This is a genomic window from Sphingobacterium sp. 1.A.5 (assembly GCF_002734235.1).
GTDB lineage: Bacteria > Bacteroidota > Bacteroidia > Sphingobacteriales > Sphingobacteriaceae > Sphingobacterium > Sphingobacterium daejeonense.
Genome location: NZ_PEBA01000023.1, coordinates 284612 through 300125, shown reverse-complemented (window position 1 = coordinate 300125; position 15514 = coordinate 284612). Strand labels below are relative to the sequence as shown.

General features: G+C 38.7%; 13 protein-coding genes. 11 read left to right on the top strand and 2 right to left on the bottom strand.

Annotated elements, in window-relative coordinates; all coding sequences use genetic code 11:
* The first annotated feature begins 5 nt into the window (after positions 1-5).
* Positions 6-1175 (top strand): Na+/H+ antiporter NhaA, encoded by a 1170-nt coding sequence (nhaA, locus tag CRT24_RS11800; protein ID WP_099371433.1) that lies wholly within the window; start codon positions 6-8, stop codon positions 1173-1175.
* A gap of 545 nt (positions 1176-1720) precedes the next feature.
* On the opposite strand, the gene CRT24_RS11795 is transcribed toward nhaA, so the two are convergent.
* Both CRT24_RS11795 and CRT24_RS11790 read right to left on the bottom strand, forming a co-directional pair.
* On the bottom strand, positions 1721-3016 hold the full coding sequence (locus CRT24_RS11795) for a DUF389 domain-containing protein (protein WP_099371432.1): 1296 nt from the start codon (positions 3014-3016) through the stop codon (positions 1721-1723).
* Positions 3017-3106: 90 nt separating this feature from the next.
* Entirely contained in the window at positions 3107-3958 is an 852-nt protein-coding gene (locus CRT24_RS11790; RefSeq protein WP_099371431.1) for an AraC family transcriptional regulator, read from the bottom strand.
* A gap of 132 nt (positions 3959-4090) precedes the next feature.
* On the opposite strand from CRT24_RS11790, the gene fucP reads away from it, so the two are divergent.
* The 10 genes from fucP (at position 4091) to CRT24_RS11740 (ending at position 15509) form a co-directional block, all read left to right on the top strand.
* Positions 4091-5338, top strand: a complete 1248-nt coding sequence (fucP, locus tag CRT24_RS11785) for an L-fucose:H+ symporter permease (RefSeq protein ID WP_099371430.1) — start codon at positions 4091-4093, stop codon at positions 5336-5338.
* A gap of 10 nt (positions 5339-5348) precedes the next feature.
* A complete protein-coding gene (locus tag CRT24_RS11780) occupies positions 5349-5684 on the top strand; it encodes an L-rhamnose mutarotase (protein ID WP_099371429.1) in 336 nt (111 codons plus the stop codon).
* 4 nt (positions 5685-5688) lie between these two features.
* Complete coding sequence (locus tag CRT24_RS11775) at positions 5689-7353, top strand: UxaA family hydrolase (protein WP_099371428.1); 1665 nt, start codon at positions 5689-5691, stop codon at positions 7351-7353.
* A gap of 35 nt (positions 7354-7388) precedes the next feature.
* The gene (locus tag CRT24_RS11770) at positions 7389-8153 is read left to right on the top strand and encodes an SDR family NAD(P)-dependent oxidoreductase (RefSeq protein WP_099371427.1); all 765 of its coding nucleotides are present in this window, start codon (positions 7389-7391) and stop codon (positions 8151-8153) included.
* A gap of 253 nt (positions 8154-8406) precedes the next feature.
* Positions 8407-9264, top strand: coding sequence for a fumarylacetoacetate hydrolase family protein (locus tag CRT24_RS11765; RefSeq protein ID WP_099371426.1), 858 nt, complete (start codon positions 8407-8409; stop codon positions 9262-9264).
* A gap of 9 nt (positions 9265-9273) precedes the next feature.
* On the top strand, positions 9274-10104 hold the full coding sequence (locus CRT24_RS11760) for an amidohydrolase (RefSeq protein WP_099371425.1): 831 nt from the start codon (positions 9274-9276) through the stop codon (positions 10102-10104).
* A 5-nt stretch (positions 10105-10109) separates the two neighbouring features.
* A complete protein-coding gene (locus CRT24_RS11755) occupies positions 10110-10898 on the top strand; it encodes an SDR family oxidoreductase (protein ID WP_099371424.1) in 789 nt (262 codons plus the stop codon).
* A 416-nt stretch (positions 10899-11314) separates the two neighbouring features.
* Entirely contained in the window at positions 11315-12481 is a 1167-nt protein-coding gene (locus CRT24_RS11750) for a glycoside hydrolase family 172 protein (RefSeq protein WP_099371423.1), read from the top strand.
* 6 nt (positions 12482-12487) lie between these two features.
* A complete protein-coding gene (locus CRT24_RS11745; RefSeq protein ID WP_099371422.1) occupies positions 12488-13732 on the top strand; it encodes a DUF6786 family protein in 1245 nt (414 codons plus the stop codon).
* A 13-nt stretch (positions 13733-13745) separates the two neighbouring features.
* A complete protein-coding gene (locus CRT24_RS11740; protein ID WP_099371421.1) occupies positions 13746-15509 on the top strand; it encodes an L-fucose isomerase in 1764 nt (587 codons plus the stop codon).
* Positions 15510-15514: the final 5 nt, after the last annotated feature.

The following is a 15514-nucleotide window of genomic DNA, read 5'->3' as shown; positions in this document are numbered from 1 at the left end:
TACCTATGAACAAACTGATTAATTTAAATGTTTTCAAGGATTTCTTTGCTTCCAGTAATGCAGGCGGAATCATGCTGTTTATCTGTGTGGTCTTTTCGATGATTATAGCAAATAGTCCGTTAGCAGGCGCATTACAGAACTTGTTGGATCATCAATTGGGTTTTGAGAATGATTCCATTCATCTCAAGTATTCAGTGTTATTATGGATCAATGATGGTCTGATGGCTATATTCTTTTTATTGGTAGGTCTTGAAATAAAAAGGGAAATAGTAGAAGGGGAGCTCTCCTCTCCGAAAAAAGCCTCATTGCCTATTTTATGTGCCATCGGCGGTGCTGCAGTTCCTGCAATCATTTACCTTTCCTTAAATGCTGGCCAAGAAACCGCTAGCGGTTGGGGAATTCCCATGGCAACTGATATTGCCTTTGCTTTGGCTGTTATCAATCTTTTAGGCAATAGAATTCCTTCTAGTTTAAAGATATTTTTGGCAGCATTGGCAATTGTGGATGATTTAATTGCGATTTTAGTGATTGCTTTTTTCTATTCGTCGGGAATTGAAGTTAGTTATTTATTATATGCAGCTGCTGGTCTTGTTATCTTAATATTGATGAACAGGTTCAATGTTCTAAATCCATATTTATATTTGATTCCGGGAGTCTTTATTTGGTATTTTGTTCATCATTCTGGGATTCATGCTACTATAGCGGGTGTTTTGGTCGCAATGACCATTCCAACGAACGATACGGCGATCGAGTCGCCTCTGGAAAGGTTGGAACATGCATTGACAAAACCTGTGAACTTCTTTATCATTCCTGTTTTTGCTTTCGCGAATACGAATATTACATTGGAGAGTGAGATGTTGGGTGGTTTGACTTCATCTTTAGGGTTGGGGATTACCTTAGGATTGTTGGTTGGTAAGCCTATAGGAATTATGTTGACCTCTTATCTGTGTACAAAGGCTAAATTGAGCTCATTACCTGAAGGTAGCACGTGGAGACATATTTTTGGAGTTGGATTATTAGCTGGTATCGGATTTACGATGTCCATTTTTATTGCAATCTTATCTTTTAATGATCCATTGCATATTTCAGAAGCTAAGCTTTCTATATTGATAACGTCATTGTTGGCTGGGGTGATTGGGTTTTTGGCGTTGAATTCGAAGAAGGTTTATAGATAAGACAGTAGACATTAGACATAAGACACAAGACATTTCATAGTTTTTATGGTTTTTAGGTGGAAGGCGGAATCGAAGGGCAAGGAGCAGAGGCCAAGAAGCCAGAAGCAATGCCAACAATAACATGCGCACCGATGGTGATGGTTTTTGGCGCTATAATAGTTACACCCCTATAGGGTTGAATGGTGTGATATAATCCTTACTATAATAGTTACACCCCTACAGGGTTGAATGGTGTGATATAATCCTTACTATAATAGTTACACCCCAAGCGGGGTTGTGTCGGGTGAAATTTGATTTTAAATAATAGCACAACCCCGCTAGGGGTGACACTATTATAGCAGGGAATTTAGCAAACATGCCACACCTACGGTGTTGGTGTTTTACGCGATTTTCATTTCTATAGATATTACATACCTACGGTATTTAAGAGGTATTTCATGCCTACGGCATTTGACCCCCGATGGGGGTGTGTGAGTGGAAATAGAATTTGCTATGAGAGTTCCGTTCTGTTGCGGATTGTTTTCAGCATCGGCAAGTTACAGCCGTTAATTTGCTCTGACGATCCTTACGCTTTTAGTTCCTAGTTTGTTTTCTAACCATTTTTGTAGTTTCAGTGTTGTGTTATCGTTCAGCGGTTTTTGGGCGTTATATGTAATGATATTTTGGTGGAAACTGCTGTCAGGGTTTACAACTACTAATTGCTTGCCTATGCTGTATGGAGCGAGTTCTGGGAAAAGGATGTTAATTTCCTTGATTAATTCTGCATCATTGAAGGTGTATGTGGACAGTTCAGTTCTTAGATTCTGAATTGTTACGTCTTTTTCGGACACATTTCTGGATTGTTTGCTGATTTCCGCCAGAATGTCCCTTTTTAAATCGGTGCTATCCTGTCTGATCACTAGGTTTGTGTTAGTGATACCGTAGTCAGTTAGTTTTTTGTTGAGGTCTTCAATTTCTGTATTAGCGAATTTCTTGTCCAAGAAAGCGAGTTCAATTTTCTTTGGTCTGCTATTGAAGGATGTTTTTTCATAAATCAATGTATAGCCTTTGTTTATGAACTCTTCTTGAAGGAAGGCGTCGACATTTTGTGAATATTTCTTTTCTTGTAATAATTGGTAAGCTAAATAGAAGCTAGGGATCAGGATTACCAAGATCAAAGTTGTAATAGTTCTGGTTATTCTTTTTTCTCGAGCTGAGTCTACAAACTTTACTTTTGGATATTTCAGCAGTTTTACGATGAGGAATGTTGAAATACAGATGAAGAAGCAATTGATTGTATAGAGGTATAATGCTCCTCCAAAATAGCTGAAATTGCCGATTGCCAAGCCGTATCCTGCGGTACATAGAGGAGGCATTAAAGCCGTTGCAATGGCTACTCCGGGGATTGGGTTTCCTTTTTCAACCCTAGTAAGGGCAATAACACCAGCTAGACCACCAAAGAAAGCGATTAAAACATCATAGATATTTGGTGCGGTTCTGGCCAATAATTCAGACTGAGCCTCTTTGAAAGGGCTCAATAAGAAATATAAGAATGAAACAAAAAGACTTACTACAGTTGCGATTGCTAGATTTTTGATCGATTTTTTCAATAGATCAAAGTCATAAATAGCCAAAGCAAAACCAGCTCCTACAATAGGTCCCATCAATGGAGAGATTAACATGGCACCAATAATAACCGCTGTAGAATTCACATTCAGACCCACAGATGCTACGGCTATGGCACATGCTAAAATCCAAACATTTGCACCCCTGAAGGAAATGCTCGATGTAACATTTTCTAATACTTTATCTTTTGCTTCCTCTCCAAAATGGAGGTTTAAAAACTGGTAGACTTTATTCATTTATATTCAAATAATGACCGCAAAAATATGATTTACCTTAAATCCTCAAAATTGAATCTTTAGTAAAGTGGTGAAATGCTTACAGAAATATTAACCTTTGAATTGTGTCGGCGTTGTTCCCGTGATTGCTTTAAATGATTTGTGAAAACTGACGAAATTGTTGAATCCGGAGTCGTAACATATTTCTTTAAGGCTCATTTTGTTGTTTCTGAGCTGAAAGCATGCGTGTGATATTCGCAATTCATTCAGAAATTGGACCGGTGTTTTTCCAGTTTTCTGCTTAAAATACCTGCAGAAAGAGTTTTCGGTCATTCCAGCTACTTTGGACAAATCATTCAAGGTTATTTTATGTTTATAATTTTCTCTAATATAACTCATGAGATTGTTCATCCGAAATTGATCTTCAGAATAATTAAGGATCGAATAGTTTTCAGAAATCAACTCTTCAGATTCAAGATCATTTATTAGGTTTAAGGCTTCCAATAAGTTGAACAATTTTGTAATGCCGGTGGATTCTAGACATCCGATAATTAGTTTTACGATATAGTTGTTTTCAGTTAATTCGATGTATTTTCCACGAGTTGATTGAATTAGCAGTGATTTGATGTTGTTCATCTCAGGGATATTCAGGAATTTTTCGACTCCAAAGTCATTTTTGAAATGAATAACAAAACAATCTATTGGTTCATCAGATTCTTCTGTGCCTTCACTTTCATCAAATAGCCAATAGTGTGGTACCTGTGGAGGTATCAGCACTAATCCTCCAGGTTGGAAATTTTTGATTCGGTCACCTATGAATAAGGTTCCTGCTCCTTTTTTTACCAATACTAATTCTACTTCTTCATGATAATGCCAAATTGATTGATGTTTTGGGAAATAATCCCTTCGCATCTGAAAGCTTTGATTGGATGATTTTGGTACGGCAAGTTGTTTGATTATCATAATTGTCGAATTTATTCATAAAAAATGAATAATAAAGGAGTATTATGGTAAAATAGTTTATAATATTGGTAAGATAGTTCAATATATTGTATAAAAATATCCCTTATTTAGATTTTCAATTATAATCCCACTATGAACAATCGGAGTAATACCGTTGCTATTATTTTAATCACCTCCCTATTTTTTTTCTGGGGGTTTATTCACAATCTCGATCCGATATTAATTGCGCATTTACGCAGTGCATTTAGTTTAACCCATTTGCAGGCATCTTTAGTAGATTCTGCGGTATTTATTGCCTATTTAGTGATGGGTATTCCTGCAGGGTTGATTATGCAAAAATATGGTTATAAAGTGGGGATATTGGTAGGTTTGGTTCTCTTTGCTGTTGGATGTTTTCTTTTTGTTCCTGCTGCAAATACGATGAGTTACATGTTTTTCCTTACGGCTTTATTTGTTGTTGCTTGCGGGATAACGATTTTAGAAACTGCTGCTAATCCATATATGACAGTATTGGGGGATCCTCATACTGCGACCCAGCGTTTAAATTTTGCTCAATCGTTCAATGGCTTAGCTGCTTTTGTTGCACCGATTGTAGGTGGGCAGTTTATTTTGACCGAAGATCCACTTACGGTGGATCAGGTTTCGGCGTTGAGCGATGCAGAGCGTTTGGCCTATATTCAGGCAGAGACGGCAGTCGTAAAAGGACCATATGTAATCCTTGGGTTGATTATTCTTGTTGTGGCACTTATTTTCTTTTTTATAAAGTTACCAGAAGTAAAAGAAGAAGAGGAAGAGACCGGGTTTTTAAAGGCTTTAAGGCATAAAAATGTGGCTTGGGCGGTTTTGGCTCAATTCTTCTATATAGGTGCTCAAGTATGTGTTTTGAGCTTTCTAATAGTTTATGCTGTGGAAGTTTCCGGAATAGAGGCCAAAGATGCAAAATATTATGCTGGTGTAGCGGGGTTGGTGTTTATGTTAGGTAGGTTCATTGGGACATTCTTCATGAAATATATTGCGCCTTCTAAACTGCTTCTCTATTATGCTATTATATCGGCGGGTCTTACCTTGATTTGTATTTTTGGGACTGGAGCTGTCACACTTTATAGTATGGTTGCCATCGCCTTTTTTATGTCTATCATGTTTCCTACGATTTTTGCAATTGGGGTAGAAGGGACTGGTGCGGATACGAAGTCAGCCTCAAGTTTAATTATTATGTCTATTGTTGGGGGAGCTTTACTTCCGCCAGTTTTGGGGTATATTTCAGATTTGACAGGACATATGCAATATGGGTATTTCGTTGTTCTGGTTTGTTTCTTTGTTGTGGCATTATTTGCAACACAAAACAAGAGCAATCAGGTATCTGTTAAACAAGGACATTGATTTAGTGATTATGAATAATAAGAGATTTGCGATGGCATTGGATCTGGTTGACGATCCAAAAATGATTGCTGAATATGAAGACCATCATACCAGGGTTTCTGCAGAGATAAAAAAGTCAATTACCGATGCTGGAATTACGGTTATGGATATATATCGTTTTGGTAATCGGTTGTTTATGATTATGGAGGTAGATGATTCCTTTAGTTTTGAAAGGAAAGATAAAATGGATGCAGGGAATCCTGCCGTTCAGGTTTGGGAGCAATTGATGTGGAAATATCAACAATCCATTCCAGGCTCTAAACCCGGGGAGAAATGGGTGATGATGAAACAAATATTTGAACTTTAAAAAGATGGAAAAAGAGAAGTTGGAATTTTTACAAATCCATCCAAAAGACAATGTACTGGTAGCACTTAGAGATTTGCCAGTTGGATATTCTTTGAAATTTCAAGGGAAAGATATCGTATTGAAGAGAGCTGTTGCTGCCAAGCATAAATTCACCATTGATGCTTTGGAAAAAGACGATGAGATTTATATGTATGGTGTTTTGGTTGGAAAGGTAAATGAGCCATTAGAAATGGGGGAGTTACTAGATGTGAACAATCTAAGACATGCTGCAGATGATTTTAAATTAGGGAATAGAAAATTGGAATGGACGAAGCCAGATGTTTCCGCATTTCAAGGTCGTACTTTCAGAGGTTTTCACCGAAGTAATGGAACTGTAGGAACGGCAAATTATTGGTTGGTAATTCCTTTGGTGTTTTGCGAGAACAGAAATGTGCTTACGCTGAAGTCGGCCTTGGAAGAAAAATTGGGTTATCAGGTTGAATCGAAAGATTATTCTGATGAGGTTGATGAGCTGATAACTAGATATAAAGGTGGGGCTTCTATTGATGACCTGCTGGCTGTAGATTTAAGTGCAGCTAGGGCTAATAAAGAGAGTAAGAGGCTTTTTCCGAATGTTGACGGGGTCAAATTCTTGAATCATGATATGGGTTGTGGTGGTACTCGGATGGATTCAGATGCCCTTTGTGGACTTTTGGCTGGATATATCACCCATCCAAACGTTGCTGGCGCCACTGTTCTGAGTTTGGGTTGTCAACATGCGCAAGCATCTATCTTAAAGACTGAAATTGCCAAAAGAGATCCTGAATTTGACAAGCCATTGTTTGTTTTTGAACAACAATTTGAGGGTACAGAACAGGAATTGATGCAAAAGGCAATCAAATCTACATTTACAGGCTTAATGGAGGCAAATAAGCAAGAGCGTGAAGAAGCTGGATTGGACAAATTGTGCATTGGTTTGGAATGTGGGGGGTCTGATGGTTTTTCAGGGATATCCGCAAACCCTGCATTGGGTTTTCTTTCCGATATGATTGTAACGATGGGCGGTTCTGTAATTTTATCTGAATTCCCTGAATTATGTGGTGTAGAGCAGGAGTTGAGTGATCGCTGTATTGATGAAGCTACTGCTGAGAAGTTTATCCATTTGATGCGGACTTATAATGCGAAGGCTGAAGCAGACGGTTCGGGATTTTATATGAATCCATCACCGGGGAATATACGGGACGGATTGATTACGGATGCTATTAAATCTGCAGGTGCAGCCAAGAAAGGGGGTACTTCACCTGTTGCTGCGGTGATAGATTACCCAGAATTGGCCAACGGTCCAGGCTTAAATTTGCTTTGTACGCCAGGAAACGATGTTGAAAGCACTACCGCCGAGGTTGCTGCGGGAGCCAATATTGTCTTGTTTACTACAGGATTGGGGACACCAACAGGAAATCCTATTGCTCCAGTGATTAAAATTGCTTCAAACAGTAAAGTTTACAACAAAATGAATGATGCAATTGACTTGAACTGTGGGACCGTTATTGATGGAGAAGAAACGATTGAGGAAGCGGCTCATAAAATATTGGAATATGTAATTTCCGTGGCAAGTGGAGACCGAATTGCTAAGGCTGTTCAGTTAGGTCAGGATGATTTTATTCCTTGGAGACGTGGTGTATCACTTTAATATAAATGTTTTAAGATATTGTAATATAAAATATTATGTCAAAATTAAATGGTAAAGTTGCTATTGTAACTGGTGGAGGGAGTGGCATTGGAAAAGCTATTTCGACCTTGTTTGCAAAAGAAGGAGCTACTGTTCATATATTGGATTTGAATCCTGCCGGGGGCGAAGAAACCAAATTGTCAATTGAGGCTGAGGGGGGTAAATGTGAGGTTCATACCTGTAACGTAAGTAAGCAAGAAGAGGTTTTGGCTGCGGTTGAGAAGATCGGCAGGGTTGATGTGTTGGTAAACAATGCCGGAATTGCGCATGTTGGCAACCTAGAAGGCTGTTCTGTGGAAGATTTGGACCGAGTGTATGAGGTGAACGTGAAAGGTGCTTATAACGCTTTATTTGCGGTCGTTCCTGTTATGAAAGCAAATGGAGGTGGCGCCATCTTAAATTTAGCTTCTATTGCTTCGTTGGTAGGTATTCCAGATCGATTTGCCTATTCAATGAGTAAAGGTGCTATTTATGCCATGAACCTATCTATTGCAAAAGATTACTTGAAGGATAATATCAGGTCGAATTCTATTTCACCTGCTCGTGTTCATACTCCTTTTGTAGATGGTTTTATCGCAAAGAACTACCCTGGCAAGGAAGATGAAATGTTCGAAAAATTATCGAAAACACAACCCATCGGCAGGATGGCGGAGCCAGAAGAAATTGCTAAATTAGCGTTATTCCTTTGTTCAGATGATGCGTCATTTATCACTGGTAATGATTACGCTATCGATGGGGGATTTGTGAAGTTGAACAATTGAGGTTAGATGTGAGATGTGAGATGTGAGATGTTAGATGTGAGATGTGAGATGTGGGATAGGAAGGGTGGAAAAGACATTTGACATAAGACATAAGACAAAGAACAGTTTGTGGGATTGGATGGGTGAAATAGATATGAGATGTGAGATATGAGATGTGAGATGTGAGATATAAAGTGTGAATTCGATGTGAGATTTGGGATTTGAGCTATGAAAGTTCTCAAATCTCATATCTCATATCACAATACTAAAATAAATGAAATTAATAAGATTCGGAGAGCCTGGAAAGGAAGAAATCGGTGTTCATATCGATGGTAAAAATTATGATGTTTCTGCATTTGGTGGGGACTTTAATGAGGATTTTTTTGCGGACACTGGTCTGGAGCGATTAGAGGAGTTTGTTAAGGCCAATGAAGGTAAATTAATTGAGGTTCCTGCGGGGACTCGGATAGGTGCGCCGTTTGCAAGGCCATCAAAGATTGTATGTATTGGTTTAAACTATAAAGACCATGCTGAAGAGACTGGTGCAAAGATTCCGGCGGAGCCCATTATATTTATGAAATCTACTACAGCATTGGTTGGTCCGAACGATCAGGTGATGATTCCTAGAAACTCTGAGAAGACCGATTGGGAGGTTGAATTTTGTATAGTTATCGGAAAGAAAGCTTCTTATGTTGAAGAATCTGAAGCATTAGATTATGTTGCTGGATACGTATTGCATAATGATGTGTCCGAGCGTGAGTTTCAGATTGAGCGTGGTGGAACATGGGATAAAGGCAAAGGCTGTGATACTTTTGCGCCAATGGGTCCATATATGACTACTGCTGATGAGATTCCAGATATCAACAATGTGAAACTATGGCTGAAGGTAAATGGTAAGACCTATCAAGATGGCAATACCTCTAATTTGATTTTTAGCGTTCCGTTCGTTGTATCCTATGTTTCTCAATTTATGACCTTATTGCCAGGAGATGTTATTTCTACGGGTACTCCAGCGGGGGTTGGTTTAGGATTTAACCCTCCAATTTACTTGCAACCAGGAGATATTGTTGAATTAGGAGCTGATTATTTGGGTGAACAACGCCAGGAGGTCATTGCTTTCCAAAAGTCTTAATATAACGACATGCGCATAGATTCTCATCAACATTTTTGGTTATATGACTCCGTAAAAGATGCATGGATTACGGATGAGATGGCAAAAATCCAACGAAATTTTTTACCAAATGATATATCAGGGACTTTAAAAGGATTGGGTTTTGATGGTGTAGTTGCTGTTCAAGCAGATCAAACCCATCGGGAAACAGAATTTTTGGTTGAACTATCTCAAGTATATGCATTAATCAAAGGTGTAGTTGGATGGGTTGATTTACGATCAGAGCGCATTGACGATTACTTAACTGATTTTTCAAAATTTAAGGTAATCAAAGGTTTTAGGCATATAGTTGAAGGAGTGGATGATCCTGAATTTCTTGTTCGGGATGAGTTTTTGCGTGGCATCGAGTCTCTTACGAAGTTTAATTATACGTATGATCTCTTGATTCGGCCACGGCATTATTCGAGTACCTTAATATGTGTTGAAGCAAATCCAAATCAAGCTTTTGTTTTGGATCATATTGCGAAGCCACCAATTAAATCTCAGGAATTCGATGAATGGGCAGAATTTATTGTGGCATTATCTTCATTTTCAAATGTTCATTGTAAAATTTCGGGACTGTCTACGGAAGCAGATTGGAAACATTGGAAGCTAGACCATTTTGCTGAATATTTAGACCATGTTATTGCAAGTTTTGGCAAAGATAGAATCATGTTTGGTTCTGATTGGCCTGTTTGTTTGTTAGCTGGGGATTACGAAGATTCATTACATATCGTAGAGCATCGATTAGATAAATTTACGGAAGAAGAATTAAAGGGATTTTGGGGTGATAATGCTGTGAAATTCTACGGTTTAAGTTAGTTTTTATGGATTTAAATTTAAAAGATAAGGTCTTTTTGGTGACCGGGGGTGCAAAAGGAATTGGGAAAGGTATTGTTGAGCTTTTAGCTTCAGAGGGTGCTATTCCAGTTATTATTGGTAGGAAACAGAAAGACAATGAGGAAGTAGCAAAAGAACTTGAGGAGAAAGGATTTAAGTCTTTGTCTGTTCAAGCAGAGCTTACACTTCCTGAAGACTGTAAAAGAGCTGTGGAAGAGGTTGTTTCCAAATTGGGTCGAATTGACGGTTTAGTTAATAATGCGGGATTGAACGATGGTGTTAGTTTGGAGAGCGGTGATTATGATTCATTTGTTAAGTCTTTGCACAACAGTTTGGTTCATTATTTTCTAATGGCACATTATTGTTTGCCAGAGCTAAAAAAGAGCAAAGGAAATATTTTGAATATTTCCTCTAAAACTGCAGAAACGGGGCAGGGAGGAACTTCTGGATATGCGGCTTCCAATGGTGGTCGTAATGCATTAACCCGAGAGTGGGCTGTCGAATTGTTGCCCTATCATATTCGTGTAAATGCGATCGTAGTTGCAGAATCGATGACTCCACAGTATGAAAATTGGATTAAGACCATACCTAATCCTGAAGAAACATTAAATAAAATTACAAGTCGGATACCCTTAGAAAATAGGATGACGACTGTTGAAGAGATAGCCAATATGGCTGTTTTCTTATTGTCTGACCGATCAAGCCACACTACAGGCCAATTGGTTCATGTAGATGGTGGATATGTACATTTAGATCGATCATTGATCAATGACTAAAATACTTATAATCAACCTTTAGTAAAACTCAATTGAGCTGCTTTGAAAGAGCAGCTCTTTTTTTTGATTAAAAATTGTTACAAATACGAAACTTTATGTTCTTGACGTTGTTTCTACGAAGTGAAGCAACGATAGCCTGTATTTATTACCTGAATTTTCTCTTATCTTTAATGATTATCGAATAAAAAATTTTACAATTTATTTTGATATTAAACGATTAAGCATTAACATTGTGTAATTATAAACTGAAAATGCAATAGGACTTATTTTAATTTAATTTTACGGGAGCCAATGTTCAAAGCGCTGTGCTTAATCGTTAAACTAAAGTTTTCAATTCAATCTAGATTAATAAGGATAGCATTTTAAAAGATATGTATATCAATTAAATATTAGAATAATCAACTAATACGTAAATCATGAAAATAAAATTATTAATTGCATCTCTATTGCTATGTGGTACGACCTATGCCCAGCAACAACAACAATTTAACGGTATTGATATGAATATGGGGACCTTGTCTAAGCTTTCCAATGCAAAGACGAGGTCAATAAGTCCGGAGAACTTTACAGGCGAAAAGGGCAGGGGTGGAATGGCCGATCCAGCGAAGCAAAAAGGACAAAGAAATATTGCGAATGCACATCATGCTTCACGTGAGCTTGGTGTAGGTTGGAAGGTAAATCCTTATGTCACTATTGAGCCTGGAGAAACTTTTACAATGGCCGAGATTAACGAATCAGGAGTAATCCAACATATGTGGATGACGCCGACTGGAAACTGGAATCATACGATTTTCAGGATTTATTGGGACGGTGAATCTACACCCTCAGTTGAATCACCTGTTGGTCCATTTTTCGGGATGGCATGGCATAGATTTGCGCCATTGAATTCTATTGCAATGACCGTAAATCCAGGAAGTGCATTTAATTCTTATTGGAAGATGCCCTTTCGTAAGAGCTGTAAAATTACGATGGAAAACATTTCTGGCGAGCCGATGAATCTATATTATCAGATTGATTACGCTGTTACAGAGGTTCCTGAAGATGAGGCTTATTTCCATGCGCAATATCGCCGTTCAAATCCTACTCAAGGTTCTTTGCATACGATTATAGATGGTATTAAAGGAAAAGGTCAATATGTGGGTACCTATTTAGCTGTTGGAGTGAACAATATAGGATGGTGGGGCGAAGGTGAAATCAAGTTCTTTATGGATGGAGACAAGGATTATGCGACTATAGTTGGGACTGGTCTTGAGGATTATTTTTGCGGTTCTTATAATTTCGAAAATAAGTCCACAAGACAATATCAAGAATATTCTACCCCATATGCTGGTTTGCATCAGGTAATCAGGCCCGATGGTGTATATGAATCTCAGCAAAGATTTGGTATGTACCGTTGGCATGTAATGGATCCCGTTAGATTTGATGGAGACCTGAAAGTTACGATTCAAGATTTAGGTTGGCGTTCCGAGGGGAGATACCTTCCTCAAAAATCAGATATGATTTCAGTAGCCTATTGGTATCAAGCAGAGCCACACGGTAAATTTCCTAATTTACCTGCTAAAAATGATTTAGAAGTAAACTAATATTCTATGAAAAAACAACTTGCATTTGCATTGATAGGTTTGTCGTCGGGTATTCTACTGACGGCTTGTCAACAAAATAAGAAAGGTGAAACTTCAAAACAAGATACAGTGAACACAACATACAAAGAAGGGCAGTTTGGATATGATCTAGAATTCCTTCAAAAATACGATAGTGTTTTGATTCTCAGTAATGAAAGTGGTCTAGGTCAAATTCTTGTATCGCCTAAATATCAGGGTAAAGTTTTTACATCGACTGCAGATGGGCCAGATGGGAAGAGTTTTGGCTGGGTTAACTATAAGGCATTTTCGGCGCCAGTTGACCCACATATGAATGCTTATGGCGGTGAGGATCGTTTATGGTTGGGTCCAGAAGGAGGGCCATTTTCCTTGTATTTTGAAAATGGAAAGGAGATGGTCTACGAAAATTGGAAGACGCCAACATCCATTGACACTGAATCCTGGAAGTTAATATCTGCTGATGGCAGTTCTGCCAAGATGGAGAAGGATACGGAGCTCAAGAATTATGCTGGAACTGTATTAACAATGAAATTGAATCGTGATATCAAGATGTTGAGCAATTCTCAGATTGAGTCTGATTTAGGGATTCAATTAAGCGACAAAATAAAGTCAGTTGGTTTCAGTACACTGAACAGCATTACCAATACTGGCAAAGAAGCATGGACTAAAGAAACTGGTGCGCCATGTTTATGGAGTTTAGACATGTTTATGCCTACCGATAGTACTGTTATTTTGGTTCCTTATGAGGAAACTGCTCAGGGTAAGATTGCGACTACCGATTATTTTGGAGAAATTGATAAAGACCGTATTTCCTACAAGGATGGTGTTTTATATTTTAAGGCTGATGGTAAATCGAGGGGCAAACTTGGGTTATCTCCACAAAGGGCGAAGACCATTGCAGGGAGTTATGATTTAGCTAATGGTATTTTAACAGTTACTAAATTCACCATAGATTCAGGCAAGACCTACCTTAACCAAGAATGGACTACTAAGAAGGATCCTTTTATTGGCGATGCCGTCAATGCCTATAATGATGGGCCTTTGGAAGATGGTGGTCAAATGGGTCCATTCTATGAAATAGAGAGTGTATCTCCTGCAGCATTTCTAAAGCCTTCTGAAAAGTTAGACCACAGCCATAATGTTTATCATTTTATGGGGGATAAAGAGCAGGTTTCTATTTTGTTAACCAAGTTATTTAATATTTCAGTTCAAGACATTCAGTCTGCATTCTAAACCTAAAAAGAAAATGAGTACATATCCAAAAATTGGGATTAGACCTATTATTGATGGTCGCTGGGGCGGCATTAGGGAGTCCTTGGAAGATACAACAATGAACATGGCGAAAGCTGTGGCGAAATTATATGAGTCCGAATTAAAATATCCGGACGGAAGTCCTGTACAATGCGTTATTGCAGACAGTTGTATTGGTGGGGTGAAGGAAGCTGCGGATTGCCAGGAGAAGTTTGATTTGGACCATGTTGGTGTTTCGTTATCCGTAACTCCATGTTGGTGTTATGGTTCTGAGACGATGGATATGGATCCTATTCGTCCAAAAGCCATTTGGGGCTTCAATGGGACAGAGCGTCCTGGGGCTGTTTATTTGGCAGCTACAGTTGCAGCACACAACCAGAAAGGCTTGCCAGTATTCAGTATATACGGTCATGATGTTCAAGATATGGGTGACTCTGTTATTCCGGAGGATGTTAGAGGCAAATTATTGTCTTTTGCCAAATCTGGTCTTGCGGTTGCCTTCTTGCGTGGAAAGAGTTACTTGGCAATTGGTTCAGTTTCGATGGGTATTGTAGGTTCCATTGTAAATGCAGAGTTTTTCCAGGAATACTTAGGTATGCGCAATGAATATGTAGACTCCTCAGAAGTATTGAGAAGGGTACAATTAGGGATTTATGATGAGGAAGAGTTTGGCCGAGCATTGGAATGGACTAAAAAATACTGTAAAGAAGGAGCAGACTATAATCAGAAGCATAAGGTCAAAAATCGAAAGGAAAAGGATGAGGATTGGGAATTTGTGGTAAAAATGACCTTGATTATTAGGGATCTCATGTTGGGTAACCCAAAACTTAAAGAAATGGGGCATGCTGAAGAGGCCATGGGTCACAATGCATTTATTTCTGGATTTCAGGGGCAGCGTCAATGGACTGATTTTTTACCGAATGGGGATTTTTCAGAGGCTATCCTCAACTCCTCATTTGATTGGAATGGTGTTAGAAATCCGTATATGGTAGCGACCGAGAACGACTCCTTGAATGGTGTTTCGATGGCTTTTAATTATCTATTGACGAATACGGCTCAGATTTTTGCTGATGTCCGCACTTATTGGTCGCCAGAAGCTGTGAAACGTGTTAGCGGCTGGAAGCCTACAGGTGATGCAAAGAATGGTTTTATTCATTTGATAAATTCCGGATCGGCAACATTAGATGGTACTGGGCAGCAAAGTGAAGATGGAAAGCCAATTATGAAACCATTTTGGGAGATTTCAGACAAGGAGGTTAAATCCTGTCTGAAAGCTACAACTTGGTATCCTGCGAATCGTGATTATTTCAGAGGAGGTGGATATTCTTCCAACTTCCTAACTAGAGGGGGTATGCCTGTCACTATGTGCAGGATTAATTTAATAAAAGGTATAGGTCCTGTAATGCAAATTGCTGAAGGGCATACTATCGATATTCCAGAAAAAGTCCATAAAGTTCTGGATGAACGTACTGATAAAACATGGCCAACCACATGGTTTGTGCCTGAATTAACTGGAGAGGGAGCATTTAAAGATGTATACTCAGTTATGGCAAATTGGGGGTCAAATCACGGCGCGATCAGTTATGGTCATATTGGTCATGATTTGATTACGATGGCATCGATGCTACGTATCCCTGTTTGTATGCATAATGTACCATCTGATCGTTTGTTCAGGCCAGCAACTTGGGCTGCGTTTGGCATGGATTCAGAAGGATCAGATTATAGAGCTTGTGAGGTTTTTGGACCACTTTATAAATAAATGAT